The 26709-nt window shown below is 50.8% G+C and carries 21 protein-coding genes and 1 other RNA gene; 18 read left to right on the top strand and 4 right to left on the bottom strand.

The window, feature by feature from the left end; translation table 11 throughout:
- Positions 1-17: 17 nt before the first annotated feature.
- Both menI and ydiJ read right to left on the bottom strand, forming a co-directional pair.
- Entirely contained in the window at positions 18-428 is a 411-nt protein-coding gene (gene menI / locus OGY33_RS20450; RefSeq protein ID WP_008784603.1) for a 1,4-dihydroxy-2-naphthoyl-CoA hydrolase, read from the bottom strand.
- The gene (gene ydiJ / locus OGY33_RS20445) at positions 425-3481 is read right to left on the bottom strand and encodes a D-2-hydroxyglutarate dehydrogenase YdiJ (protein ID WP_103014615.1); all 3057 of its coding nucleotides are present in this window, start codon (positions 3479-3481) and stop codon (positions 425-427) included. Before ydiJ ends, menI begins: the two co-directional genes overlap by 4 nt.
- Positions 3482-3694: 213 nt before the next feature.
- On the opposite strand from ydiJ, the gene ydiK reads away from it, so the two are divergent.
- The 9 genes from ydiK to OGY33_RS20400 all read left to right on the top strand — a co-directional run bounded on the left by ydiK (position 3695) and on the right by OGY33_RS20400 (position 12953).
- Positions 3695-4804 (top strand): AI-2E family transporter YdiK, encoded by a 1110-nt coding sequence (gene ydiK, locus OGY33_RS20440; RefSeq protein ID WP_003832632.1) that lies wholly within the window; start codon positions 3695-3697, stop codon positions 4802-4804.
- 183 nt (positions 4805-4987) lie between these two features.
- An RNA gene (gene rprA, locus OGY33_RS20435) (antisense sRNA RprA) lies at positions 4988-5095 on the top strand.
- A 157-nt stretch (positions 5096-5252) separates the two neighbouring features.
- Positions 5253-5609, top strand: a complete 357-nt coding sequence (locus OGY33_RS20430; protein WP_008784601.1) for a YdiL family protein — start codon at positions 5253-5255, stop codon at positions 5607-5609.
- Positions 5610-5657: 48 nt separating this feature from the next.
- Positions 5658-6878, top strand: a complete 1221-nt coding sequence (locus tag OGY33_RS20425) for an MFS transporter (RefSeq protein WP_103014613.1) — start codon at positions 5658-5660, stop codon at positions 6876-6878.
- A gap of 240 nt (positions 6879-7118) precedes the next feature.
- Positions 7119-8354 carry an MFS transporter gene (locus OGY33_RS20420; RefSeq protein WP_032943180.1) on the top strand — a complete coding sequence of 412 codons (1236 nt, stop codon included), beginning with the start codon at positions 7119-7121 and terminating at the stop codon, positions 8352-8354.
- A 21-nt stretch (positions 8355-8375) separates the two neighbouring features.
- Positions 8376-9242 (top strand): quinate/shikimate dehydrogenase, encoded by an 867-nt coding sequence (ydiB, locus tag OGY33_RS20415; RefSeq protein WP_003836604.1) that lies wholly within the window; start codon positions 8376-8378, stop codon positions 9240-9242.
- A 36-nt stretch (positions 9243-9278) separates the two neighbouring features.
- Positions 9279-10037, top strand: a complete 759-nt coding sequence (gene aroD, locus OGY33_RS20410; RefSeq protein WP_128611895.1) for a type I 3-dehydroquinate dehydratase — start codon at positions 9279-9281, stop codon at positions 10035-10037.
- A gap of 155 nt (positions 10038-10192) precedes the next feature.
- Positions 10193-11788: an acyl CoA:acetate/3-ketoacid CoA transferase gene (locus tag OGY33_RS20405; protein WP_048214317.1), complete on the top strand. Its 1596-nt coding sequence runs from the start codon at positions 10193-10195 to the stop codon at positions 11786-11788.
- A 13-nt stretch (positions 11789-11801) separates the two neighbouring features.
- Entirely contained in the window at positions 11802-12953 is a 1152-nt protein-coding gene (locus OGY33_RS20400; RefSeq protein ID WP_003832619.1) for an acyl-CoA dehydrogenase, read from the top strand.
- A gap of 54 nt (positions 12954-13007) precedes the next feature.
- On the opposite strand, the gene OGY33_RS20395 is transcribed toward OGY33_RS20400, so the two are convergent.
- On the bottom strand, positions 13008-13898 hold the full coding sequence (locus tag OGY33_RS20395) for an AraC family transcriptional regulator (protein ID WP_191238578.1): 891 nt from the start codon (positions 13896-13898) through the stop codon (positions 13008-13010).
- Between the two features lie 506 nt (positions 13899-14404).
- Here OGY33_RS20395 and OGY33_RS20390 point away from each other — a divergent pair.
- The 5 genes from OGY33_RS20390 (at position 14405) to fadK (ending at position 19483) form a co-directional block, all read left to right on the top strand.
- A complete protein-coding gene (locus OGY33_RS20390; RefSeq protein ID WP_149607155.1) occupies positions 14405-15169 on the top strand; it encodes an electron transfer flavoprotein in 765 nt (254 codons plus the stop codon).
- Between the two features lie 21 nt (positions 15170-15190).
- Positions 15191-16126, top strand: a complete 936-nt coding sequence (locus OGY33_RS20385) for an electron transfer flavoprotein subunit alpha (protein WP_048214320.1) — start codon at positions 15191-15193, stop codon at positions 16124-16126.
- A 57-nt stretch (positions 16127-16183) separates the two neighbouring features.
- Positions 16184-17473 carry an FAD-dependent oxidoreductase gene (locus tag OGY33_RS20380; protein WP_286572221.1) on the top strand — a complete coding sequence of 430 codons (1290 nt, stop codon included), beginning with the start codon at positions 16184-16186 and terminating at the stop codon, positions 17471-17473.
- A complete protein-coding gene (locus OGY33_RS20375; protein ID WP_191238580.1) occupies positions 17470-17763 on the top strand; it encodes a ferredoxin family protein in 294 nt (97 codons plus the stop codon). Before OGY33_RS20380 ends, OGY33_RS20375 begins: the two co-directional genes overlap by 4 nt.
- Positions 17764-17845: 82 nt before the next feature.
- Positions 17846-19483 (top strand): medium-chain fatty-acid--CoA ligase, encoded by a 1638-nt coding sequence (fadK, locus tag OGY33_RS20370; protein WP_191238581.1) that lies wholly within the window; start codon positions 17846-17848, stop codon positions 19481-19483.
- A 67-nt stretch (positions 19484-19550) separates the two neighbouring features.
- On the opposite strand, the gene ppsA is transcribed toward fadK, so the two are convergent.
- Positions 19551-21929 (bottom strand): phosphoenolpyruvate synthase, encoded by a 2379-nt coding sequence (gene ppsA / locus OGY33_RS20365; protein ID WP_003832604.1) that lies wholly within the window; start codon positions 21927-21929, stop codon positions 19551-19553.
- A gap of 328 nt (positions 21930-22257) precedes the next feature.
- Here ppsA and ppsR point away from each other — a divergent pair, with 328 nt between their 5' ends.
- From ppsR to OGY33_RS20345, 4 genes are all read left to right on the top strand, one after another.
- Positions 22258-23091, top strand: coding sequence for a posphoenolpyruvate synthetase regulatory kinase/phosphorylase PpsR (ppsR, locus tag OGY33_RS20360; RefSeq protein ID WP_003832602.1), 834 nt, complete (start codon positions 22258-22260; stop codon positions 23089-23091).
- A 126-nt stretch (positions 23092-23217) separates the two neighbouring features.
- Positions 23218-24264 carry a 3-deoxy-7-phosphoheptulonate synthase AroH gene (gene aroH, locus OGY33_RS20355; RefSeq protein WP_003030555.1) on the top strand — a complete coding sequence of 349 codons (1047 nt, stop codon included), beginning with the start codon at positions 23218-23220 and terminating at the stop codon, positions 24262-24264.
- A gap of 170 nt (positions 24265-24434) precedes the next feature.
- Entirely contained in the window at positions 24435-24623 is a 189-nt protein-coding gene (gene hemP, locus OGY33_RS20350; RefSeq protein WP_003832599.1) for a hemin uptake protein HemP, read from the top strand.
- 74 nt (positions 24624-24697) lie between these two features.
- Positions 24698-26680 carry a TonB-dependent hemoglobin/transferrin/lactoferrin family receptor gene (locus OGY33_RS20345; RefSeq protein ID WP_191238582.1) on the top strand — a complete coding sequence of 661 codons (1983 nt, stop codon included), beginning with the start codon at positions 24698-24700 and terminating at the stop codon, positions 26678-26680.
- Positions 26681-26709: the final 29 nt, after the last annotated feature.

The raw sequence follows: 26709 nt of genomic DNA, 5'->3' as shown, positions 1-26709 counted from the left end.
ACCAAAAGCAATATGCATCACAAAATTGCGGTCGTCAGACGCGACGTGCAGCACAATCGACCCTGCTCATCGAAGATTTCTATTTGCCACACCTGGTGACGAGAACCTGTATGTAACGCGCGACATACGCCCCTGACGAGCCCTTCCCGTGCAGAACGGATATGGTTGGCGTTGATCTCCAGGCCCACCACTTTCTGCTCACCCTGAGTACACAAGTAGCCAGCTACCGAACCAATGCTTTCCGCCAGCACCACGGATGCGCCGCCGTGTAACAACCCAAAGGGTTGTTTGGTGCGATGGTCCACCGGCATCGTAGCTTCCAGCGTATCGTCGCCAATGTGCACAAAACGAATATCGAGCAACCCAACCATATTTCCTTCACCCATGGCATTGAGCGCCTCGAGTGTGACTTCACGTTTCCAGATCATCCTATAATCTCCAGCAGTGCCTGTAATGGGTGGCGAACGCCCGTACCTTCAACGCGTTTAACCTGGCTGCGACAGGAGTACCCTGTAGCCAGACAACGGTTACGTGGCAATCGTTGCATTGCCTGGTGCCATGATAACTCATAGATACCCAATGAGTTTTGGTGATTCTTCACTTCGTGACCGTAAGTGCCAGCCATACCACAGCACCCCACGCTGACGTTCTCCAACTTTGCGCCAAAGCGAGCAAAAATAGTCGCCCACTGTGCAGACGCGCCCGGCAAAGCCGTCACTTCGGTACAGTGGCCAAAGAAGTACCACGGTTCACCGCCAACAGCGACTGACTGCTGTGTTTCCACTGCTTTAGATAACCATTCGTTGGCCAGCAGCACATGGAAATCACCCCGCTGTTCTCCCAGCACCAGCTTGTATTCATCGCGATAACAAAGCACCAGCGCCGGATCAACACCCACCATCGGAATATTCAGCTTCGCTACCCGGTTAAGAAACTCGGATGTCTTTTTCGCCGTTTTGGCAAAACGGTTTAAAAAGCCTTTAATGTGCTGCGCCTTGCCGTTTGGCGAAAACGGCAGCAGTACCGGCTGCATACCCAGTTTTTCTACCAGACGTATAAAATCAGCCACCACCTGCGCATCGTAATAGCTGGTGAACGGATCCTGTACCACCAGCACCGTGCGGGCTTTTTGCTCGAGGCTGAGTAATTCGAGCTGTTCAAGCGTCATGTTGGCAGAACGATGCCCCACCAGTTGGCGTTGCAGCGACGGCGCAGACAATAGCGGTAAATCAACCATTCCAATGTGCTTTTTAGCCAGATTTCGCACCAGCGGCTGATTGATGAAGAAGTTAAACGTTTTAGGCGCCCGCGCCATTAGCGGTGCATAGCTCTCAACGGTCGCCACCATATGATCGCGCAACGGGCGCAGATAACGCGTGTGGTACAGTTGCAGGAAGCGTGAGCGGAACTCCGGCACATCAATTTTAATCGGACACTGTGTGGAACAGGCTTTACACGCCAGGCAACCTGACATCGCCTCTTTTACTTCGTGCGAGAAATCGTATTCACCCTTGCGTGCATGCCAGCTGTTGCGGGTACGGGTAATCAGCGTGCGTAAACTGGCGCGTTTTTCCGGTAGTTCTTTTTCCAGTTGCACAGGATCGATCCCGCGATCGGCCAACAGACGCAGCCATTCACGTACCAGCGTAGCTCGCCCTTTCGGAGAATGGATACGGTTAAGGCTGATTTTCATCGACGGACACATGGGGCTTTTCGCATCGAAGTTAAAGCATAACCCGTTGCCATTACACTCCATTGCCCCACGCCACTCCTGGCGTACGGCCAGCGGGATTTGACGGTCATACGTTCCGCGTTTCACCGCGTCCACTTTCATCATCGGCGCATCAACGTCTTCCGGTGGACAGATTTTGCCGGGGTTGAGCCGGTTTTGCGGATCAAACACCGATTTCACTTTGCGCAGTTCACGATACAGTTCATCACCGAAAAACGCCGGACTGTATTCCGCACGAAAACCTTTCCCGTGCTCACCCCACAACAAACCGCCATATTTTGCCGTCAGCGCGACGACATCATCAGAAATGCGTTTCATCAGCACTTCCTGCTGCGGGTCGCACATATCTAAAGCCGGCCTGACGTGCAGCACGCCAGCATCCACGTGGCCGAACATGCCGTAACTCAGACCATGGCTGTCGAGCAGCGCGCGAAACTCGGCAATATAGTCAGCCAGATGCTCCGGAGGAACGCAGGTATCCTCGGCGAACGGAATTGGCTTCGCAGAACCTTTTGCATTGCCCAGGAGACCGACAGCCTTTTTGCGCATGGCGTAAATTCGTTCGACGCCCGCCAGTTCAGTACATAGCTGCCAGCCAATAACGCCCGCTTCCTGACGAGCGATTAACCCATCCAGGCGTTCGCAGAGTGCGCTGACCTGCGAATTAATCAAGGTTTCGTCGTCACCGGCAAACTCGACAATATTCAGGCCCAGCATCTCTTTATCCGCTACATCGGTAATCAGTTCGCTTACCGAGTGCCAGACGATGTCTTCACGCGCCAGATTGAGTACTTTGGAGTCGACGGTTTCTACCGACAATGCGCGCGCTTCCACCATCACCGGCGCGTTACGCAACGCCGAATCAAACGAATCGTACTTAACGTTAACCAACTGTCTGACTTTGGGCAGTGGCGTGATATCAAGGCGGGCTTCGGTGATAAACGCCAGCGTACCTTCAGAGCCGGTAAGAATGCGGGTTAAATCAAATTCGGTCATCTCATCGTTAAAGACGTGCCGCAGATCGTAACCCGTCAGGAAGCGATTAAGTTTCGGGAATTTATCCATGATCAGCTGTCGGTTATCGCGACAACGCTCATAAACGGTCTTATAGATACGGCCAATCGTGGTATTGCTGTTACCCAACGTTTGGGCAAGCTCGACCGGCATGGGCTGGGTATCCAGAATATCACCGCCCATCAGCACCGCACGGATGCCCAACACATGATCGGAAGTTTTACCGTAAACCAACGATCCTTGCCCGGACGCATCGGTGTTGATCATCCCGCCGAGCGTTGCCCGGTTACTGGTGGATAATTCCGGGGCAAAGAAATAGCCATATGGCTTCAGAAACTGGTTAAGCTGGTCTTTTATCACCCCGGCTTCTACCCGCACCCAACCTTCTTGCGGGTTGATTTCAATAATGCGGCTCATATAGCGGGACATATCAACAATAATGCCCTGGTTCAGCGCCTGACCGTTAGTCCCGGTGCCGCCGCCGCGCGGGGTAAAAATCAACGAAGAGAATAGCGGTTCTGCCGCCAGACGGGCGATTAGCGCCACATCTGCGGTTGAACGAGGGAAAACGACAGCATCAGGAAGCAGCTGATAAATACTGTTATCCGTCGACATTGTCAGACGATCGGCATAGCTCGTTGCCGTATCACCCGTGAATCCTTGCTGCTCCAGCGCCTGCAAAAAATTGAGCACCAGTTGAACGACACCTGGCGCCTGAGAAATTTGTGGAATCATTATAGTGACCCTTTCCTGCGGTCTGTGTTGTGAATTTAATCGTTTGCGTGTTGCTTTGTTTGTTGTATCACATTTTTTTCTAATACGCTCAGCAGATTTACAGGCAGAATCCGCCTGTTCAAAACCGCTGAAATTGCTCATCATTATAAAGTGTGATTAACGTGTTCACGTCGCGTCAACGTTCTGGCGCAAAGACAAAGGTGAAAAGTATTTATGGTAAATTTCCGTCAGCCCAGGGATATTGCACAAGTGCTGCTATCGGTGCTGTTTTTAGCCATCCTGATTGTGGCCTGTCTCTGGATTGTGCAACCCTTTATCCTCGGTTTTGCCTGGGCAGGCACGATTGTCATTGCGACCTGGCCTATCCTGCTACGCTTACAAAAATTGCTCTGGGGACGTCGTTCACTTGCCGTACTGGTGATGACACTGTTGTTAGTGCTGTTGTTCATCATCCCTATCGCGCTGCTGGTTAACAGTATCGTCGATGGCAGCGGGCCGCTGATCCATGCCGTAACCGCAGGTGATATGACGCTACCGGATCTGGCATGGTTGAACAGCATTCCACTGGTGGGTGCCAAGATGTATGGCGCATGGCACAGTTTACTGGATATGGGCGGTTCGGCCATTATGGCCAAAGTTCGTCCTTATATCGGTACCACCACCACCTGGTTTGTCGGTCAGGCCGCGCATATCGGCCGCTTTATGATGCACTGTGGTCTGATGCTGCTGTTCAGTGCCCTATTGTACTGGCGCGGTGAACAGGTCGCATTAGGTATTCGTCACTTCGCCTGCCGTCTTGCCTCTAAACGTGGCGATGCTGCCATTCTGCTGGCCGCGCAAGCCATTCGCGCCGTCGCATTGGGCGTTGTGGTCACCGCTCTGGTGCAGGCAGTGCTCGGGGGTATTGGTCTGGCGGTAACCGGCGTGCCTTACGCCACGCTGCTGGCGGTATTGATGATACTGTCTTGTCTGGTGCAACTGGGGCCGTTGCCAGTGCTGATTCCGGCCATTATCTGGCTATACTGGACGGGGGATTCCACCTGGGGCACAGTGCTGCTGGTGTGGAGCGGCGTGGTCGGAACACTGGATAACGTAATTCGACCAATGCTGATTCGTATGGGGGCTGATTTGCCACTGATCCTGATTCTCTCCGGGGTCATCGGCGGACTGATTGCCTTCGGCATGATTGGTCTGTTTATCGGTCCAGTAGTGCTGGCCGTTTCCTGGCGTCTGTTCTCCGCCTGGGTAAACGAAGCCCCTGCGCCAGGTACCAATCCGGATGAAATCCTCGAAGAAATTGCTGAAATCGAACGCAATAAGTAATCCAACATCAGGCGGCAGCGCCGCCTGATTGTTTAACAATACTAATCAATCCTCCCTCTTGCGGGATTAGACCCAACCTCGTCCTTCTTTAAAGAATCATTTGTGTCGCAAATTCTTTACAGTTTTTAAACTATTGAGATGAATCTGATCGACGTAAAAAATCACTATGCCTACTATTAGCTCATGGCTTTAGATCAACACATTGATTTATAAGCATGGAAATCCCCTGAGTGAAACAACGAATTGCTGTGTGTAGTCTTTGCCCAACTCCCACGTTGGGCTTTTTTTTGTCTTTCGCGCGCCACTCCACCAACCTTAACGCACCAACACATTATCTTCCCCGTCAAGGAACAAATAATATTGCACAAAATACTGTGACTCTCTTCAAGCAGAAATATCCACAGCAATGTTATTACTATTCCACCGTCTTTTATGAAGTGACCAAATAATGAACGCATTAGAACTACAGGCGATCCGCCATATTTTTGCTATGACGGTGGAAGAAAGCGCCAGGTATATCGCGCGCGATAACAATGTTGCCGCCTGGCAGCAATGGGAAAAGGGTGAAAGAGAAATTCCAGAAGACATCATCCGCATTTGTTCAGAAATGAAAGCAAGGAGGAAGTTAAGAATTAATGCAATTATCGACAAAATAAATAATCGTATCGGTAATAACACCATGCGTTTTTTCCCCGATCTGAACGCTTTTCAGGCGGTTTATCACCACGATGGTTTTCTCGACTGGAAAATCTATCAATCGGCTGCTGTTGAACTCTATGCTCACGATCTCGAGCGTATGTGTTAAGAGATTGCAACGCCATACCTATTTAGCCTCTTCGCTGAGTAACACATTATGAAAAACACCTATTTCTCCACTGCGATAGGGCTGTACCTAAATTACCTGGTGCACGGCATGGGGGTCATTCTGATGAGCCTCAATATGTCTTCGCTGGAACAACAGTGGCAAACCAATGCTGCGGGCGTCTCGATTGTTATTTCCTCACTCGGTATCGGCCGCTTAAGCGTTTTATTAGTGGCAGGGATGCTTTCCGATCGCTACGGTCGCAGACCATTTATTATCCTTGGTATGACCTGCTACCTGATTTTCTTTATTGGCATCATCAATACTCACAGTATTTTTCTTGCCTATGCTTTTGGTTTTTTAGCAGGAATGGCAAACAGTTTTCTCGATGCCGGAACCTATCCCAGCCTGATGGAGGCATTCCCCCGTTCCCCCAGCACAGCCAATATTTTGATAAAAGCCTTCGTCTCCAGCGGTCAGTTCCTGCTGCCAATGATCATCAGCCTGCTGGTGTGGAGCGAACTTTGGTTTGGCTGGTCCTTCCTGCTGGCGGCTGCCGTTATGATACTCAACGGCGTGTTTTTGTTTCGCTGTCGGTTTCCGCCACACCCCGGGCCTCATATCGTCATCCGGGCACAACCTGCTGAACGAGAAACCGCACAACCTGAACATCGTTGCTCCCTGCTCGACCTTGCCAGTTACACCCTGTACGGCTACATCGCAATGGCAACATTTTACCTGGTAAGCCAGTGGCTGGCGCAATACGGACAGTTTGTCGCAGGAATGTCCTATACGTTATCTATCAAACTGTTAAGCATTTATACCTGCGGCTCTCTACTGTGCGTGCTGATCACCGCCCCGCTGGCGCGAAAAGCAGAACGCGCGACATCGATGCTGATGCTGTATACGTTTATCTCATTTGTCGCATTGCTGATGGTTTGTCTGCATCCGACACCCTACGTGGTCATTATCTTTGCGTTTGTCATCGGTTTTTCTTCCGCTGGGGGCGTTGTGCAAATCGGTTTAACGCTCATGGCCGCACGCTTTCCGCATGCGAAGGGCAAAGCGACCGGGATTTACTACAGCGCGGGCAGCATTGCGACCTTCACCATTCCATTGATAACAGCAAAACTCTCAGAAACCAGTATTGCTCACATCATGTGGTTTGATACTGGTATAGCCGCTGTTGGGTTCCTGTTGGCGTTGTTTATTGGTTATCGCAGCTACATCGCGTCAAAGCATCAGCTAAAAATGATACAAGCCGTAGAATAGCGTGGATGCAATATTGTTCCCCCCTTCTGCAAAATAATTGGCATATGTTTTAAAACATCAACAAAACACCGGCTGGCAGAGTTCAATTTCACAGTGTGTTATGCAATATACCTGGTAACTTAAACGCCATGCTATGTAGGCTCTGTGGCTGCTGCCCGGTATATTAATTACAAGGTCGCCGCAATTTAAACAATATCGACGAGCACAGAACAATTTTAAAATCCGCAAGGAGTTGTGAAAATGTCTCAAAGCAAGACCTTTAATACGCCATTTCTTTTGGCGATAACCTGTATTTATTTAAGTTATTTCCTACACGGCATTAGCGTCATTACACTGGCGCAAAATATGACCTCTCTTGCAGAAAAGTTTTCCACCGACAATGCAGGAATTGCCTATTTAATTTCAGGCATTGGTCTGGGGCGACTAGTGAGCATCTTATTCTTTGGCGTGCTCTCAGATAAATTTGGTCGTCGGGCTATCATTCTGTTAGGGGCTATTCTTTATATACTGTTCTTCTTCGGTATTCCCGCCAGCCCTAATCTGATGATTGCCTTTATTCTGGCCGTTTGCGTTGGCGTGGCAAACTCGGCACTGGATACCGGTGGGTACCCGGCGTTAATGGAATGCTTCCCTAAAGCCTCTGGCTCAGCCGTTATCCTGGTGAAAGCTATGGTCTCGTTTGGGCAGATGATCTACCCCATCGTCGTCAGCACCATGCTGCTCAACCATATCTGGTACGGTTATGCGGTCATTATCCCGGGAGCGTTGTTTGTAGTCATTACCCTGATGCTGCTAAAAAGTCGTTTCCCCAGCCAGATGGTGGATGCCGGCATCGCGAAAGATCTGCCACAGATGAACAGTAAACCATTGGTCTGGCTGGAAGGTGTGGCATCCGTCATGTTTGGTGTTGCTGCCTTTTCGACTTTTTACGTCATCGTGGTCTGGATGCCGAAATATGCGATGGCCTTTGCCGGTATGGCAGAATCCGACGCACTGAAAACAATCTCTTACTACAGTATGGGTTCGTTGGTCTGCGTATTTATCTTTGCCGCACTGTTGAAAAAATGGGTACGACCTATTTGGGCAAACGTATTTAACGCCGGACTGGCAACCATCACCGCAGCCGTCATTTATTTATACCCATCTCCGCTGGTATGTAACGCAGGTTCATTTCTCATTGGATTCTCTGCCGCTGGCGGTATTTTACAGCTCGGTGTCTCGGTGATGTCAGAGTTCTTTCCCAAGAGCAAAGCCAAAGTCACCAGTATTTATATGATGATGGGTGGCGTAGCCAACTTTATTATCCCATTAATCACCGGATACCTCTCTAACATTGGTCTGCAATACATTATTTTGCTGGACCTTGCATTTGCTCTGTTGGCTTTTGTCACCGCCATCATCGTCTTTATTCGTTACTACCGCGTATTTGATATCCCCAAAAATGATGTGCGGTTGGGCGAGCGTTATTTTCAATAAATTGTTTAGAAGGAGTATTAAATGGACGTAACTGCAAAATATGAACTGATTGGTTTGATGGCCTACCCTATCAGACACAGTCTGTCGCCTGAAATGCAAAATAAGGCATTAGAAAAAGCGGGATTGCCATTCACTTACATGGCATTTGAAGTTGATAACTCAACGTTTGCTAATGCCATTGCCGGGCTGAAGGCCTTAAAGATGCGGGGTACCGGGGTCTCAATGCCCAACAAGCAGCTGGCATGTGAGTATGTTGATGAATTAACACCCGCAGCCAAGCTGGTCGGCGCAATTAACACTATCGTCAATGATGATGGTTACCTGCGCGGTTACAATACCGATGGCACGGGCCATATTCGTGCAATTAAGGAAAGTGGTTTCGATATCAAAGGTAAAACCATGGTACTGTTGGGCGCAGGCGGTGCGTCGACGGCTATTGGTGCACAGGCAGCGATTGAAGGCATCAAAGAAATTAAACTCTTTAACCGCCAGGATGAGTTTTTTGCCAAAGCGCAGGAGTTTGCCAAACGCGTCAATGAAAACACCGACTGCGTGGTCACCGTTATCGATCTCGCCGATCGCCAGGCTTTTGCTGACGCACTTGCCAGCGCAGATATTTTGACCAACGGCACTAAAGTCGGCATGAAGCCGCTGGAAAATGAATCTCTCGTGACCGACGCTTCCCTGCTGCGTCCGGAACTGCTGGTAACCGAATGCGTCTACAACCCGCATATGACCAAATTATTGCAGCAGGCACAAAGTGCTGGTTGCAAAACAATTGATGGTTACGGCATGTTGTTGTGGCAAGGGGCTGAACAGTTCAAGCTCTGGACCGGGAAAGATTTCCCACTGGAGTATGTGAAACAGGTTATGGGTTTTGCCGCCTGACAGGCAAGCATTTGTACAATAGTTAAAGGGTAATCAATGAAAACCGTAACCGTAAAAAACCTCGTTATTGGCGAGGGTGCGCCGAAGATCATTGTCTCGCTGATGGGTAAAGACATCGCAACGGTAAAAAGCGAAGCGCTGGCCTATCGCGAAGCGGATTTCGACATTCTGGAATGGCGCGTAGACCATTTCGCCGATGTCTCTTCCATTGAGGCGGTGTTGGAAGCTGCGCGCACCATCCGCGATGTGATGGCTGACAAACCACTGCTTTTCACCTTCCGTAGCGCCAAAGAAGGCGGTGAACAGGCTCTGTCTGTCGAGCACTATGTTGCACTTAACCGCGCGGCGGTAGACAGCGGTCTGGTGGATATGATCGATCTGGAACTGTTTACCGGTGACGAACTGGTCAAAGCGACCGTCGAGCATGCGCACGCGAAAAATGTCTTTGTGATTATGTCTAATCACGATTTTCATAAGACACCAGCCGCGGAAGAGATTGTCCAGCGCCTGCGTAAAATGCAGGAACTTGGTGCAGATATCCCGAAGATTGCCTTGATGCCGCAAAATAAAACGGATGTTCTGACGCTGCTTAGTGCCACGCTGGAAATGCAAGAACGCTATGCCGATCGCCCGATAATCACCATGTCGATGGCTAAAACAGGGGTGATTTCACGTCTGTCTGGTGAGGTTTTCGGTTCAGCGGCAACCTTTGGGGCAGTAAAAAAAGCCTCCGCACCAGGACAAATTTCGGTCACCGACCTGCGTACTGTATTGACAATATTGCATCAAGCTTAATTACAGATATATCCATATAAATATCAGTAATGCCCTACCCCAGATATTCGTCTAACCACGGATATCTGGCCGGTAATTAAGCGTTATTATATAACTCACAATATTATTGTCGAATATAGCGACAGGTAGTCGCACGCATATAATCTGGAGTTCACATGAAATTTTCAAGGCCAAATCGTATAGATGGTCGGGTACCCGTATTATCCGCTGCAGATGCAGTCAATTATATTCCTGATGAAGCAACTCTTTGTGTATTAGGTGCAGGCGGGGGTATTCTCGAAGCAACAACATTAATTAACGCACTGGCTGAAAAATATAAAAATTCTCAGTCACCACGAAATTTAGCGTTGATTAGTCCTACAGGTCTTGGTGACCGGGCCGACCGGGGAATTAGTCCACTGGCACAGGAAGGTTTAGTCAAATGGGCATTATGCGGCCACTGGGGACAATCACCGCGAATCTCCGATCTGGCTGAACAAAATAAAATTTCCGCCTATAACTATCCTCAGGGCGTATTAACCCAAACCCTGCGCGCATCGGCGGCTCACCAGCCAGGGATCCTTAGTGATATCGGCATCGGTACATTTGTTGACCCTCGCCAACAGGGCGGTAAGCTGAATGAAGTGACCACCGAAGATCTGATCAAATTGGTGGAAATTGATAACAAAGAGTACCTGTATTACAAAGCCATTGCGCCAAACATCGCCTTTATTCGCGCCACCACTTGCGACAGTGAAGGCTACGCCACCTTTGAAGATGAAGTGATGTATCTTGATGCACTGGTGATTGCCCAGGCCGTACACAATAACGGTGGCATCGTGATGATGCAGGTGCAAAAGATGGTGAAGAAAGCCACGTTGCATCCGAAATCGGTGCGTATTCCCGGCTATCTGGTCGATATTGTGGTCATCGACCCCGACCAAACGCAACTGTATGGTGGCGCGCCGGTTAACCGCTTTATCTCTGGCGATTTTGTTCTCGATGACAGCCAACAGACTGCCCTGCCGCTCAATCAGCGTAAACTGGTGGCCAGACGCGCCCTGTTTGAAATGCGCAAAGGTGCGGTCGGCAACGTTGGCGTAGGCATTGCCGATGGCATTGGCCTCGTCGCTCGCGAAGAAGGCTGTGCTGATGATTTTATTCTGACAGTCGAAACGGGTCCGATTGGCGGCATCACCTCTCAAGGTATTGCTTTCGGCGCCAACGTCAACACCCGCGCCATTCTGGATATGACTTCCCAGTTTGACTTCTATCACGGTGGTGGATTGGACGTGTGCTATTTAAGTTTTGCCGAAGTCGATCGCCACGGCAACGTTGGCGTACACAAATTCAATGGCAAGATCATGGGTACCGGCGGTTTTATCGATATTAGCGCCACCTCCAAAAAAATTATTTTCTGCGGCACGTTAACTGCCGGAAGTCTGAAAACGGAAGTTGCCGATGGCAAGTTAAATATCGTGCAGGAAGGTCGGGTGAAAAAATTCGTCAACGAATTACCTGAAGTGACTTTCAGCGGAAAAATTGCTCTCGAACGTGGACTTGATGTGCGTTACATCACTGAACGCGCTGTATTTACGTTAAAAGCAGATGGTCTTCATTTAATCGAAATTGCACCGGGAGTCTCTTTACAGGAAGACATCCTGGACAAGATGGATTTCACGCCAATCATTTCGCCAAATCTGAAGCTGATGGACGAAAGATTATTTATCGATGCCTCGATGGGTTTTGTGTTACCCGACGCCGCCAATTAAAAGGAGTACCATGATGGACTTTTCTTTAACTGAAGAACAAGAACTGCTACTTGCCAGTATTCGAGAACTGATTACCAGCAATTTCCCGGAAGAATATTTCCGTACCTGCGATCAAACGGCGACCTACCCGAAAGAGTTTATGCGTGCCCTGGCGGACAACGGTATTTCGATGCTGGGCGTTCCGGAAGAGTTTGGTGGCATCCCGGCGGATTACGTCACACAGATGCTGGCACTGATGGAAGTTTCAAAATGCGGCGCACCCGCTTTTTTGATCACTAACGGTCAGTGCATTCACAGTATGCGTCGTTTTGGATCCGCCGAACAGCTGCGTAAGACCGCAGAAAGCACCATGGAAACGGGCGATCCAGCGTATGCGCTGGCATTAACCGAACCGGGAGCTGGCTCCGACAACAACAGCGCGACCACCAGCTACACTCGCAAAAATGGTAAGGTCTATCTCAACGGGCAAAAAACCTTTATCACCGGCGCGAAAGAGTATCCATATATGCTGGTACTGGCCCGCGATCCGGAGCCAAAAGATCCGAAAAAAGCTTTTACGCTGTGGTGGGTCGATTCGAAGAAACCCGGCATTAAGGTTAATCCGCTGCATAAAATCGGCTGGCATATGCTCAGCACCTGCGAAGTCTATCTTGATGACGTCGAAGTGGACGAAAGCGATATGGTCGGAGAGGAAGGCATGGGTTTCCTCAACGTCATGTACAACTTCGAAATGGAACGTTTGATCAACGCTGCACGCAGTACCGGTTTTGCTGAATGCGCCTTCGAAGATGCCGCCCGTTACGCCAACCAGCGCATCGCATTCGGTAAGCCAATTGGTCACAATCAGATGATCCAGGAAAAACTGGCGCTGATGGCGATTAAAATCGATAACATGCGCAATATGGTGTTAAAAGTCGCCTGGCAGGCCGATCAGGAACAGTCTCTGCGCACCAGTGCAGCGCTGGCAAAACTGTATTGTGCACGTACTGCAATGGAAGTGATTGATGACGCCATTCAGATTATGGGTGGACTGGGTTACACCGACGAAGCACGCGTTTCCCGCTTCTGGCGTGATGTCCGCTGTGAACGCATTGGCGGTGGTACAGATGAAATCATGATTTACGTCGCGGGTCGCCAAATCCTGAAAGATTATCAGAATAAGTAAGCAGTAATGCTTGCCGGATAGCGCAAATGCGTTATCCGGCACGTGCCAGGTGAATCATATTTCTGGCATCAAACATTCTTGTTCTACAAGGTTATTTTTAAACTGCTTACGATAATCGCTGGGAGTACAACCCACATGCCGCTGAAAGAGTTTGGCAAAGTGATCGACATTTTCATACCCTACCCGCCATGAAATTTCTGCCAACGAGGACTCCGTATTCGTCAGGGCAAATTTTGCCTCTGTCATTCGCCGCTGAATCACATAATTAATCGGCGAAATACGATATTCCTTAGTAAACTCGTGACAGATATAGCTCACGCTGGCTCGAAATTTCTTAGACAACTGTTCCAGCGTAATTTTCTCTCGGAAGTTGTTATTTAAATAAACCAACACATCTTTAATTAAGATATCTTTTTTAATATATCCCTGCTCAGAACGATAAGCATTTTTAAAGTTTTCGTAATATAAAACGGTTAATGCATAAGCAAAGGCGTCATAAGCGGAAGACGTCAGGTTATTCTTGCTCTGCGGGATCATAACACTCAGTTCATTAAAGATACTTTTAATAACCTCTTTGCCCTGGCTAACGCTAATAACCGGACACGAGTGCATCTGCAAGAGTTGGTTCTCCTGCCAGTCGTTGAAACGAAAGCCGTAGAGCGCACAGGTGTAAGTGGTTGCAGGCGCGCTGCTATCGGAAGCAACCGCATGTAACCGCCCTTGCTCTATCACCACGATGTCACCCGCATGTGCGACATACAGCGAAGAGTCGATAATTAGCCTTGCGACACCCTTTTTTACATAGATAAGCTCTGTTTCATTGTCATGAACATGATGGCCCGACTCCCAGTTAGGATCATCACTGATGACGAATCGCGAAAATCTCGGGGTTTTTCCCTCTTCAAAAAGGGTCTCCATGGCATTATCAAAACAGCGTTGATACATGACAACCTCCACCGAAAGGCAGTAATTTTGCGGATAATTAATATCGAAAAGTAAAAACGATGAAGACGTTATACAACGTTATTCTGTCCAGGCGAAACAAAATTATTTGCGTCGTCTGCAAGATGACACCTCCTACTCCAGCACGCTGCTCGCGCAAATTGTTTTTATTTTAAAATAACAGGAAAGTATAAATGTTATTAAGTCAGCAATAATAATTTACACACCAGAAACAAAGTGCGTGCAGAAACGGATAAAAATATGATCCATTTCTCAAAAAAACGTCTCGATTTTATTTCCATATTTATCACTTTAACACCCGACGTCGTCTTTACGTTCATAAACTCAGCATTCCTAAAGTCCTTTTTTTTGCAAGATTGTTGGGAATGAAAACAGATTGCCCCGTCGAAAACAGTCTCCCTCTGCCGCACACTATTTTCAGTCAATTTTCCCTACTGTTGATGATGTCACTCCCCGTCATCATCCACACGAGAATCACTGGAGATGCCATGAAACTAATAACCTGCTTTAAGTTGGTGCCTGAAGAACAGGACATTGTTGTTACCCCAGAACGTTCGCTTAACTTTGACCGGGCCGATGCCAAAATCAGTCAGTTTGATTTGAATGCAATAGAGGCCGCGACGCAACTTAGTGCGGAAGGTGATGAAATTGTCGCCTTAACGGTTGGCGGCTCGCTACTGCAAAACTCCAAAGTGCGTAAAGACGTACTGTCCCGCGGGCCGGACAGTTTGTTTATGGTGCAGGATCCCCAACTGGAGCATTCATTACCGCGAGACACGGCTCAGGCGCTGGCCTGCGCGGCCAAAAACATTGAATTCGACCTGATGCTGTTCGGCGAAGGGTCTGGAGACATCTACGCCCAGCAGGTTGGCTTACTGGTTGGCGAACTCTTACAACTTCCAGTGATTAACGCCGTCAGCAACATCCAACGTAACGGCGATCGCATTGTGGTTGAACGTACGCTGGAAGACGAAGTTGAAGTGATTGAACTGTCGCTCCCCGCCGTGCTGTGCGTAACCTCGGATATCAACACGCCGCGTATTCCCACGATGAAAGCCATTCTGGGCGCAGGTAAAAAACCGGTCACACCGTGGCAAGCCAGCGATATTGGCTGGACACCTGCCTCACCGTTAGCAGAACTGGTGAGCCTCACCGTTCCGCCACAAACAGAACGTAAGCACATCATTCTGGAAAATGACTCAGCAGAAGCCATCGCCGAGCTGGCTGAGCATCTGAAAAAAGCCCTGAACTAAGCCCAACGGAGAGAAATTATTATGAGTAAATTAGCTAACGTATGGGTGTTCAGCGATAACGTAGAACGCTATGCAGAATTAATGGCCGGCGCACGCCTGTGGGGTGAACAAGTACACCTTATTGTACAAGGCAACGAGCAGGCCAATCAGGTTAAACCTCTGGGTGCCGATGAGATTGTCGTGCTTGAAACAACGTCTGGTTTACAGCGTGTTGAAAATTTTGCCGAGACCATCGCCGCCCTGATACAAGAACATACCGGGCTATTGCTGATGCCAGCGACTAAACGCGCTAAATCCCTTGGTGCGCGGTTAAGTATTCAGCTCAATGCAGCGATGGTAAATGACGCCACGTCGGTAACACTTGATGATGGCTCACTGTTCGCAGAACACCGTATGTACGGTGGCCTGGCATTCGGCAAAGAAAAAATCAAAACAACTCAGGCAATTATCACCCTTGCCACAGGCGTACTTGAACCGGTAGAGGCTAATGCTTCACATACCTGCCCTGTAGTCTCTGCACCTTACATCGCACCACACCATGAAATTATGTGCCAGGAACGTCGCGCCAAATCCGTGAGCAGCGTGGATCTCAGCAAAGCCAAACGTGTGGTGGGTGTGGGTCGCGGCCTGGTTGCGCAAAACGATCTGGAGATGGTGCACCAGTTGGCATCTGTACTGGGTGCAGAAGTGGGTTGTTCACGACCGATTGCCGAAGGCGAAAACTGGATGGAACGCGAACGCTACATCGGCGTTTCTGGCGTGTTACTGAAATCGGACCTTTACCTCACCCTCGGCATTTCAGGACAAATTCAGCATATGGTCGGCGGTAACGGCGCGAAAGTCATTGTCGCCATCAACAAAGATAAGAAAGCCCCTATTTTCAATTACGCCGATTACGGACTGGTCGGCGACATCTACAAAGTCGTTCCGGCTCTTATCGAGCATCTCAGCCGCTAACCCCCACATTTAACGCACATATCCCGCTGCCCTCGCAGCGGGAAGGGAGCATAAAGCATGTCAGATGAAAAATTTGATGCCATTGTGGTCGGTGCTGGCGTGGCGGGTACGGTTGCAGGCTACGTGATGGCTCAGGCCGGACTGGACGTACTGGTCATCGAGCGCGGAAACAGTGCAGGTAGTAAAAATATGACCGGCGGAAGACTCTATGCACATAGTCTTGAGCGCATCATGCCGGGTTTCGCGCAGGAAGCGCCGCTAGAGCGTAAAGTCACCCGCGAAAAAATCTCTTTTCTGACCGAAGAAATCGCCGTCACTCTCGACTTTCATCGTGAAAAAGCTGACGCGCCAACGCAGGATTCGTATACCGTTTTGCGCAACAGACTTGACCCATGGCTAATGGAAAAAGCGGAACAAGCTGGCGTGCAGTTCATCCCCGGCGTGCGCGTCGATGCCCTGATCCGCGAAGGTAATAAGGTTACCGGAGTTCAGGCCGGTGACGATATCCTGGAAGCCAATATTGTCATCCTTGCCGATGGCGTCAACTCTATGCTGGGGCGTTCCCTGGGGATGGTTCCGCCCTCTTCTGCACATCACTATGCCGTTGGCGTAAAAGAGCTGATCGGCTTACCTCCAGCGGTCATTGCAGATCGCTTCAATCTTTCAGGTAATGAAGGCGCGGCCTGGCTGTTTGCAGGCTCACCGTCTGATGGGTTGATGGGAGGCGGATTTTTGTATACCAACCAGGACTCCATCTCTCTGGGTCTGGTGTGTGGTCTGGGGGATATTGCCCATGCCACAAAAAGCATTCCACAAATGCTGGAAGACTTTAAGCAACATCCAACTATTCGGCCATTGATTGCCGGTGGAGAACTACTGGAATATTCCGCGCATATGGTGCCGGAAGGCGGTCTGGCAATGGTTCCAAAGTTGGTCGATGACGGTGTGATGATCGTGGGCGATGCCGCCGGTTTCTGTTTGAACCTGGGTTTCACGGTGCGAGGTATGGATTTGGCCATCGCTTCCGCAGAAGCCGCTGCCCAAACAGCTATTGCAGCAAAAGAACGCCAGGATTTCTCTGCCAGCAGCCTGATGGGCTACAAGCTCGCGCTCGAACAGGGCTGTGTGATGCGTGATTTACAGCATTTTCGCAAGATCCCGGCGTTAATGGAAAACCCACGGCTGTTCACTCAGTATCCGCGTATGGTGGCCGACATCATGAGCGATATGTTCACCGTTGACGGACGTCCAAATCAACCGGTTCGCAAGATGATTATGTCCCACGCAAAACAAATCGGGCTGATGAACTTACTGAAAGACGGTATCAAGGGGGCAACTGCACTATGAATCAGGACAATACCGTTAACGTTGACGTCAAACTGGGCGTCAATAAATTCAATGTCGATGAAGGCCACCCGCACATTCTTCTGGCCGAACATCCAGACCTTAATGAATTTCGCAAGCTGCTGAAAGCCTGCCCCGCCGGGCTGTATAAGCAGGACGAGAGTGGAAACATTCATTTTGATTCTGCTGGTTGCCTGGAGTGCGGAACGTGTCGAGTACTGTGCGGCGACACAATCCTCGACCAATGGGAATATCCGGTCGGAACATTTGGCGTTGATTTTCGCTACGGCTAATGGATTTTTCCTGTAGTACACCGGATCGGCCACGCCGGCCATCCGGTCAGATGTATGCCGAAATCATCCTGGGAATAACTTCATGAGTATCACACTAACGTTTAACGCCGAACGCCGCGAAGTCTGGCGGCAACAGGGTTTATGGGGAGATGCTTCGCTTGGCGATTACTGGAACCAAACTGCCAGAGCCATGCCAGATAAAATCGCCGTGGTTGATAACCATGGCGCTTCATACACCTATGCTGCACTCGACAGCGCGGCCAGCAGTCTGGCAACCTGGTTTTTAGCCTGCGATATTCAACCCGGCGATCGCATTGCCTTCCAGTTACCGGGCTGGTGCGAGTTTACGATTATCTACCTGGCCTGCCTGAAAACCGGGGCCGTTTCCGTACCGCTGCTGCCAGCGTGGCGTGAAGCAGAGCTGGTATGGGTGCTGAATAAGTGCAAAGCGAAGATTTTTTTCGCACCGACGCTGTTTAAACAGACCCGACCGGTCGATCTGATCCTCCCCTTACAAAACCAGTTGCCGCATCTGCAACAGATCGTTGCCGTGGATAAACTGGCTCCGGCAACTACTTCGCTGGCGCTCAGTCAACTGCTTTTAGCTCCACCTTTAACCCAGACGATTAATGTTCACGCCGATGAACTGGCGGCGGTGTTGTTTACCTCCGGTACCGAGGGAATGCCAAAAGGCGTAATGTTGACCCACAACAACATCCTTGCCAGCGAGCGCGCCTACTGTGCCCGCCTCAATCTCACCTGGCAGGATGTGTTTTTGATGCCCGCACCACTGGGACACGCTACCGGTTTTCTGCATGGCGTTACCGCACCGTTTTTAATCGGCGCACGCAGCGTATTGTTAGACATTTTCACCCCAATCGCCTGTCTTGAACTGCTGGAGCAACAACACTGTACCTGTGTGCTCGGCGCAACGCCCTTCGTCTACGACATGTTGTGTAGCATGGAAAAACGACCACGCGACCTCTCATCGCTACGCTTTTTCTTATGTGGGGGCACAACCATTCCACAGAAGATTGCCCGTGACTGCCAGCAGCTCGGCATAAAATTATTAAGCATTTATGGCTCGACAGAGAGTTCACCGCATGCGCTGGTCAATCTCGATGATTCGCTTTCTCGCATGATGAATACCGACGGATATGCTGCTGCAGGCGTCGAAATTAAAGTGGTCGACGAAGCACGCAATACGATGCCCGCGGGGGTAGAAGGTGAAGAAGCTTCGCGTGGTCCCAATGTGTTTATGGGCTACCTCGATGAACCCGAACTCACCGCCCGCGCGCTGGATCAAGACGGCTGGTATTACAGCGGTGACTTATGCCGAATGGACGATGCGGGGTACATCAAAATCACCGGACGGAAAAAAGATATCATTGTCCGCGGTGGAGAAAACATCAGCAGCCGCGAAGTTGAGGATATTTTATTGCAGCATCCTCGCATTCACGATGCCTGTGTTGTCGCGATGCCGGATGAACGCTTAGGTGAAAGGTCGTGTGCTTACGTGGTCCTAAAACCTCCACATCATTCGTTGTCGCTGGAATCAGTGGTGGCCTTTTTTAGCCGCAAGCGAGTGGCAAAGTACAAATACCCTGAGCACATTGTGATCGTGGAGAAATTACCGCGCACGGCGTCCGGTAAAGTACAAAAATACCAGCTTCGTCAGGATATTATTCGGCGTTTGAGCGTGGAGAGTATTACAGGATAAAGCGCCGGATGGCGATGCTAACGCATCTTATCCGGCCTACGTTGAATAGGCCGGATAAGGCATGATATTACTTGTTCAGTTCAGCCAGACTCAGCCAGGTTTGTACGACGGTGTCCGGGTTCAGCGACAGGCTGTCGATCCCCTCTTCCATCAGCCAGGCCGCGAAGTCTTCGTGGTCAGAAGGTCCCTGGCCGCAAATACCCACGTATTTACCCTGTTTCTTGGCTGCACGAATCGCCATCGACAGCAGTGCTTTCACCGCGTCGTTACGCTCATCAAACAGTTCAGAAACCACACCAGAGTCACGATCCAGACCCAGCGCCAACTGCGTCATGTCGTTTGAGCCGATGGAGAAACCGTCGAAGTATTCGAGGAACTGCTCGGCCAGCAAGGCGTTAGACGGGATCTCACACATCATGATGATCTTCAGTCCGTTCTCGCCGCGTTTCAGCCCCTGGCGTGCCAGCTCTTCCACCACCGCTTTCGCCTGGGCAACGGTACGTACAAACGGTACCATCACTTCAACGTTAGTCAGGCCCATGTCGTTACGGACACGTTTTACTGCGTCGCATTCCAGCGCGAAGCAGTCGCGGAAGCTGTCGGCAACATAACGGCCCGCCCCACGGAAGCCCAGCATCGGGTTCTCTTCATGCGGTTCATAACGCTCACCGCCGACCAGGTTGGCATATTCGTTGGACTTAAAGTCCGACATACGCACGATGACGCGTTTTGGATAAAACGCCGCACCCAGCGTCGCGATCCCTTCCGTCAGACGACCGACATAGAATTCACGCGGAGAATCGAAACCTTTCATCATGGCGCGGATTTCATTTTGCAGCTCAGGCGTCTGGTCATCGAACTCCAGCAGCGCACGCGGGTGTACGCCAATCATGCGGTTGATGATAAATTCCAGACGCGCCAGGCCGACGCCTTCGTTTGGCAGACAGGCGAAGTCGAAAGCCCGATCCGGGTTACCGACGTTCATCATCACCTTCAACGGCAGATCCGGCATGGTCTCCACGCTGGAACTCTTCACGCTAAAGTCGAGCATGTCAGCGTAAACATAACCGGTATCGCCTTCGGCACAGGAGACGGTTACCTTCTCACCATCTTTCATGCGCTCGGTCGCATCGCCACAGCCCACCACGGCCGGGATCCCCAGTTCACGGGCAATGATTGCCGCGTGACAGGTACGACCGCCACGGTTAGTGACAATTGCTGCCGCTTTCTTCATGATCGGTTCCCAGTCCGGGTCGGTCATGTCGGTAACCAGTACGTCGCCTGGTTCGATGCGGTTCATTTCGCTGATGTCATGAATGACTTTGACCGGACCCGCGCCAATGCGGTGGCCGATGGCGCGACCTTCAGCAATAATTTTACCCTGAGCATGCAGAGTATACCGCTCCATCACCTGACCGCGAGAACGCACGGTTTCCGGACGCGCCTGAACAATGAACAGCTTGCCGGTATGACCGTCTTTCGCCCATTCGATGTCCATTGGACGACCGTAGTGCTTCTCGATTTGTACCGCCTGCTTAGCCAGTTCCTGCACTTCTTCGTTAGTCAGGGAGAAAATGTCGCGTTGTTCCTGCGGGACATCTTCAATGGTCACCTGCTTACCGTGTTCCTGGGTCGGCGCGTAAATCATGCGGATTTTTTTCGATCCCATTGTGCGACGGACGATCGCCGGACGGTTAGCCGCCAGGGTCGGTTTGTGCACGTAGAATTCATCCGGGTTAACGGCGCCCTGCACGACCATTTCGCCCAGGCCCCAGGCGGAAGTGATAAAGACAACCTGGTCGAAACCGGATTCGGTATCGATGGAGAACATTACGCCTGAGGACGCGAGGTCAGAACGCACCATCCGCTGAACGCCAGCAGAGAGCGCGACGCCACGGTGGTCATAGCCCTGGTGAACACGATAAGAGATCGCGCGGTCGTTAAACAGCGAGGCAAATACGTGTTTGATGGCAACCAGTACGGCATCAAATCCCTGGACGTTGAGGAAGGTTTCCTGCTGACCGGCAAATGACGCATCTGGCATATCTTCTGCGGTAGCGGAAGAACGCACGGCAAAAGAGGCATTGGCATCGTCCGCTGACAACTGCGCGTAGGCATCGCGGACGGCATTTTCCAGTTCGGGCTGGAAAGGAGTGTCGATAATCCACTGGCGGATCTGTGCCCCGGCTTTCGCAAGCTCAGTGACATCGTCGATATCCGTTTTATCCAGCAGCTCATAAATGCGCTGGTTTACACCGCTCTGGTCCAGAAACTGGTTAAACGCATCGGCGGTCGTTGCAAAACCATTCGGTACGGAAACACCCATACCTGAAAGGTTAGTAATCATTTCACCCAGGGAGGCATTTTTGCCTCCAACTCTGTCTACATCATTCATGCCGAGTTGGTTATACCAAAGCACCAGCGGTGACGAGCCATTGTTGGACATCGAACAATCCTTATATATGAACGAGGTTAGGAAACTCAATTTTGCGTAATTATCTTGGCATATTTACTCCGGCGAAAAAAACGGTGAATCGTTCAAGCAACTTTATTTTTTATTTTTTCAGATTGTTTCCGCATTTGCGCAAACCCGCGAGCCACACGGGATCACCACAAAAACGATCGGTATAAACATTTGTTCCGAAAAATGAAATCCACTTTTCATTAAATATAAAAATACCGTTTCATTTTATAAAATAGATGCGGCAATATTCGCTTCTGGCGAATTTTAATTTATGCTTTCAGAGAATTATATCTGCCCCAGGATGAGCAAAATGGATAATGCTGTTGATCGTCACGTATTTTATATTTCTGATGGTACGGCCATCACTGCCGAGGTATTGGGTCACGCGGTGATGTCGCAATTTCCTGTCACGATCAGCAGTATTACGCTGCCGTTTGTGGAAAATGAGAGTCGTGCGCGCGCGGTTAAAGACCAGATTGACGCTATTTACCAACAAACTGGCGTGCGCCCTTTGGTGTTTTACTCCATCGTCCTGCCGGAAATTCGCTCGATCATTCTGCAAAGCGAAGGATTTTGTCAGGATATCGTGCAGGCGTTGGTTGCCCCACTGCAACACGAGATGAAACTCGACCCTACGCCTATCGCCCATCGCACTCACGGTCTGAATCCCGGTAACCTCAACAAGTACGACGCGCGCATTGCTGCCATTGACTACACCCTCGCCCACGACGACGGTATTTCGTTGCGCAACCTCGATCAGGCGCAGGTGATCCTGCTCGGCGTTTCCCGTTGCGGCAAAACCCCGACCAGTTTGTATCTGGCCATGCAGTTTGGTATCCGCGCGGCCAACTACCCCTTTATTGCCGATGATATGGATAATCTGGTACTGCCCACTTCCCTCAAGCCGTTGCAGCATAAGCTGTTCGGTCTGACTATCGACCCTGAGCGCCTGGCGGCCATCCGCGAAGAACGCCGTGAGAACAGCCGTTACGCCTCGCTGCGTCAGTGCCGTATGGAAGTCGCTGAGGTAGAAGCGCTGTACCGGAAAAACCAGATCCCCTGGCTGAACAGTACCAATTATTCGGTAGAAGAGATTGCTACCAAGATCCTCGATATCATGGGACTGAATCGTCGCATGTACTAGAATGCTAGTGCATTGGTTCGATTTTTTGTTATTATGCTCGCCACCAGGCAGGATGAGTGTGATATTGTGATGTACATCACTTCCCGGTAGTCCTGCCGTTGAAGCAACAAATTTCTGAGACAAGTAATGAACAGAACCGATGAACTCCGTACTGCGCGTATTGACAACCTGGTCACTCCAGCAGAGCTTGCGCAACGGCATCCTGTTTCATCCTCCGTCGCCCGTCATGTTACGGACTCCCGACGTCGGATAGAAAAAATTTTAAATGGTGAAGACCCCCGTTTACTGGTGATCGTAGGTCCCTGCTCGATTCACGATCTTGATGCCGCGATGGAATACGCGACACGATTACAGGCGCTGCGCACTAAGCACCAGGCGCGTCTGGAAATCGTGATGCGTACCTATTTTGAAAAACCACGCACCGTCGTAGGCTGGAAAGGCCTGATTTCCGACCCGGATTTGAACGGCAGTTATCGTGTAAACCACGGTATTGAACTGGCGCGAAAACTGCTGTTGCAGGTCAACGAACTGGGCGTCCCCACGGCGACTGAATTCCTCGACATGGTGACCGGCCAGTTTATTGCCGATTTAATCAGTTGGGGAGCTATTGGCGCGCGCACCACCGAAAGTCAGATCCATCGTGAAATGGCCTCCGCGCTCTCCTGCCCGGTCGGCTTTAAGAACGGAACGGATGGCAACACGCGCATCGCCGTCGATGCGATTCGCGCCTCCCGCGCCAGTCACATGTTCCTCTCGCCGGATAAAACCGGCCAGATGACCATTTACCAGACCAGCGGTAACCCTTACGGGCATATCATCATGCGTGGCGGTAAAAAGCCGAATTATTATGCTGAAGATATTGCTGCCGCCTGCGATACCCTGCACGAATTTTCCCTGCCTGAGCATCTGGTGGTCGATTTTAGCCACGGCAATTGCCAGAAGCAGCATCGCCGTCAGTTGGACGTTTGTGATGATGTATGCCAGCAAATTCGCAATGGTTCGACGGCGATTGCCGGGATTATGGCGGAGAGTTTCCTGCGTGAAGGTACGCAAAAAATCGTTAGCGGCCAGCCGCTGGTTTACGGTCAGTCCATTACCGACCCGTGCCTGAACTGGGAAGATACCGAACTGTTGGTTGAAAAACTCGCCTCTGCGGTTGATAGCCGTTTTTAATGCTGTTCGCCGGGCAATATCAGCTTGCCCGGCGCTAATCCCTTGTTTTTCCCTTTCTTATTGCGCAAAAAACGTTCTCGTCACAATTATTTCACAAAAACGCTTGCCGCAAATTTGCAGTTTGATGATAATGATTATCATTGTTACATTGATTGTTATTTTTAAACACTATGTCACGTATGGATAACACAACGGCAACGCCTGCAAAAGACAAAACACCGCCTTCCGTCGCGCCAAACGACCGACGAATTGACAGTAAAACCCTGCTTGGTAACGAAGGACGCGTGATCATAGAACATGATGGTCAGCACTACCTGCTGCGCCAGACACAAGCCGGAAAACTCATTCTGACTAAATAAACAACACATTTCGCCAGCCACCCAGGTCATACCCAGGCAGCCAGCGCTTTTCGATTTCCTAATGGAGAGTTGCTATGCCTTACCTGCACACCGCTTCCCTGCGCCCATCGCTGTTGGCGCTGGCGATTATCAGTAACCTGCCCGCCGTCGCCTGGGCGGCGGTCGAGGATATGACCGTTACCGCCACCGGCAATGCCCGTAGCGCCTTTGAAGCACCGATGATGGTCAGCGTCATTGACGCCACTGCACCAGAAAACCAAACCGCCAGCTCAGCTGCCGACCTGTTACGTAAGGTTCCGGGCCTGACCCTTGATGGTACGGGCCGTACCAACGGCCAGGACGTGAATCTGCGCGGGTATGATCGACGCGGCGTTCTGGTGCTGGTTGACGGCGTTCGCCAGGGAACCGACACCGGACACCTGAACAGTACCTTCCTCGACCCGGCGCTTATCAAACGCATCGAAGTCGTGCGTGGCCCTTCCGCACTACTGTACGGTAGCGGCGCGCTAGGCGGCGTGATCGCCTATGACACTGCAGATGCCAAAGATCTACTGGAAGTCGGGCAAAACAGTGGTTATCGCGTGTTCGGTACCGCGGCGACCGGCGATCACAGTCTCGGCATGGGCGCCAGCACGTATGGCCGTACCGATACGCTGGACGGACTGCTTGCCTGGTCCAGCCGCGATCGCGGTGATTTACGCCAGAGTGACGGTACTACTGCGCCGAATGACGAAGCAATTAATAATATGCTGGCGAAAGGTAGCTGGAAAATTGACAGCGCCCAGACGCTGGCCGGTTCGCTGCGTTACTACAACAATGACGCCCGGGAACCTAAAAACCCGCAGACCAGCGCGGCGGATGCCAGCAACCCGATGACCAACCGTTCAACGATCCAGCGTGATGCGCAACTGACCTACTCGCTCGCTCCGGCGGACAATGACTGGCTGAACGCTGACGCCCGTATCTACTGGTCCGAAGCGCGCATTAATGCTCAGAACGCAGATAACACTGGCGAATTTCGCAAGCAAACCACCAAAGGCGGGAAGATCGACAACCGCAGCCGTCTGTTTACCGACTCTTTTGCATCTCACCTGTTGACCTACGGCGGTGAATACTATCGTCAGGAACAACAACCGGGAGGAGCAACAACTGGTTTCCCGGAGGCTAAGATCGATTTCAGCTCCGGCTGGCTCCAGGATGAAATCACCCTGCGCGACCTGCCGGTTACGCTGCTGGGCGGTACCCGTTATGACTCTTATCGCGGCAGCAGCGACGGTTATGAAGATGTCGATGCCGATAAATGGTCGTCCCGCGCCGGATTAACGGTTGCGCCAACTGACTGGCTGATGCTGTTCGGTTCATACGCTCAGGCTTTCCGTGCCCCGACTATGGGCGAGATGTATAACGATGCGAAACACTTTTCGATTGGTCGTTTTTACACCAACTACTGGGTGCCGAACCCTAACCTGCGCCCGGAAACCAACGAAACACAGGAATACGGATTTGGCCTGCGCTTTGACGATCTTCTGATGGCGAGCGACGCGCTCGAATTTAAAGCCAGCTATTTCGACACCAAAGCGAAAGATTACATCTCCACCAGCGTCGATTTCGCCGCTGCGACAACCACGTCCTATAACGTACCCAACGCCAAAATCTGGGGCTGGGACGTGATGGCGAAATATTCCACCGACCTGTTCAGCCTCGACATGGCCTATAACCGCACACGCGGAAAAGATACTGACACCGGCGAATACATTTCCAGCATTAACCCTGACACCGTCACCAGCAAACTGAATGTGCCGGTTGCGCACAGCGGTTTCTCTGTCGGCTGGATAGGGACATTTGCTGACCGTTCAACGCATATCAGCAGCACCTACGCTAAACAGCCCGGCTATGCGGTAAACGATTTCTACGTGAGCTATCAGGGCCAACAAGCGCTGAAAGGCATGACCACCACGCTGCTACTGGGCAACGCCTTCGACAAAGAGTACTGGTCACCGCAAGGCATTCCGCAGGATGGTCGTAATGGCAAAATTTTCGTGAGTTATCAGTGGTAATCACTTTTCCCCGGTTCGCCGGGGCCGCA

Origin of the sequence: Citrobacter sp. Cpo032 (genome assembly GCF_030332975.1) — a bacterium.
Classification (GTDB): Bacteria; Pseudomonadota; Gammaproteobacteria; order Enterobacterales; family Enterobacteriaceae; genus Citrobacter; species Citrobacter portucalensis.
This window is presented reverse-complemented; position numbering and strand designations above follow the sequence as displayed.

What these genes read in the sequence shown, in the direction of transcription:
- menI (WP_008784603.1), bottom strand. Translation starts at nt 428, where the DNA reads ATGATCTGGAAACGTGAAGTCACACTCGAGGCGCTCAATGCCATGGGT.
- ydiJ (WP_103014615.1), bottom strand. Translation starts at nt 3,481, where the DNA reads ATGATTCCACAAATTTCTCAGGCGCCAGGTGTCGTTCAACTGGTGCTC.
- ydiK (WP_003832632.1), top strand. Translation starts at nt 3,695, where the DNA reads ATGGTAAATTTCCGTCAGCCCAGGGATATTGCACAAGTGCTGCTATCG.
- OGY33_RS20430 (WP_008784601.1), top strand. Translation starts at nt 5,253, where the DNA reads ATGAACGCATTAGAACTACAGGCGATCCGCCATATTTTTGCTATGACG.
- OGY33_RS20425 (WP_103014613.1), top strand. Translation starts at nt 5,658, where the DNA reads ATGAAAAACACCTATTTCTCCACTGCGATAGGGCTGTACCTAAATTAC.
- OGY33_RS20420 (WP_032943180.1), top strand. Translation starts at nt 7,119, where the DNA reads ATGTCTCAAAGCAAGACCTTTAATACGCCATTTCTTTTGGCGATAACC.
- ydiB (WP_003836604.1), top strand. Translation starts at nt 8,376, where the DNA reads ATGGACGTAACTGCAAAATATGAACTGATTGGTTTGATGGCCTACCCT.
- aroD (WP_128611895.1), top strand. Translation starts at nt 9,279, where the DNA reads ATGAAAACCGTAACCGTAAAAAACCTCGTTATTGGCGAGGGTGCGCCG.
- OGY33_RS20405 (WP_048214317.1), top strand. Translation starts at nt 10,193, where the DNA reads ATGAAATTTTCAAGGCCAAATCGTATAGATGGTCGGGTACCCGTATTA.
- OGY33_RS20400 (WP_003832619.1), top strand. Translation starts at nt 11,802, where the DNA reads ATGGACTTTTCTTTAACTGAAGAACAAGAACTGCTACTTGCCAGTATT.
- OGY33_RS20395 (WP_191238578.1), bottom strand. Translation starts at nt 13,898, where the DNA reads ATGTATCAACGCTGTTTTGATAATGCCATGGAGACCCTTTTTGAAGAG.
- OGY33_RS20390 (WP_149607155.1), top strand. Translation starts at nt 14,405, where the DNA reads ATGAAACTAATAACCTGCTTTAAGTTGGTGCCTGAAGAACAGGACATT.
- OGY33_RS20385 (WP_048214320.1), top strand. Translation starts at nt 15,191, where the DNA reads ATGAGTAAATTAGCTAACGTATGGGTGTTCAGCGATAACGTAGAACGC.
- OGY33_RS20380 (WP_286572221.1), top strand. Translation starts at nt 16,184, where the DNA reads ATGTCAGATGAAAAATTTGATGCCATTGTGGTCGGTGCTGGCGTGGCG.
- OGY33_RS20375 (WP_191238580.1), top strand. Translation starts at nt 17,470, where the DNA reads ATGAATCAGGACAATACCGTTAACGTTGACGTCAAACTGGGCGTCAAT.
- fadK (WP_191238581.1), top strand. Translation starts at nt 17,846, where the DNA reads ATGAGTATCACACTAACGTTTAACGCCGAACGCCGCGAAGTCTGGCGG.
- ppsA (WP_003832604.1), bottom strand. Translation starts at nt 21,929, where the DNA reads ATGTCCAACAATGGCTCGTCACCGCTGGTGCTTTGGTATAACCAACTC.
- ppsR (WP_003832602.1), top strand. Translation starts at nt 22,258, where the DNA reads ATGGATAATGCTGTTGATCGTCACGTATTTTATATTTCTGATGGTACG.
- aroH (WP_003030555.1), top strand. Translation starts at nt 23,218, where the DNA reads ATGAACAGAACCGATGAACTCCGTACTGCGCGTATTGACAACCTGGTC.
- hemP (WP_003832599.1), top strand. Translation starts at nt 24,435, where the DNA reads ATGTCACGTATGGATAACACAACGGCAACGCCTGCAAAAGACAAAACA.
- OGY33_RS20345 (WP_191238582.1), top strand. Translation starts at nt 24,698, where the DNA reads ATGCCTTACCTGCACACCGCTTCCCTGCGCCCATCGCTGTTGGCGCTG.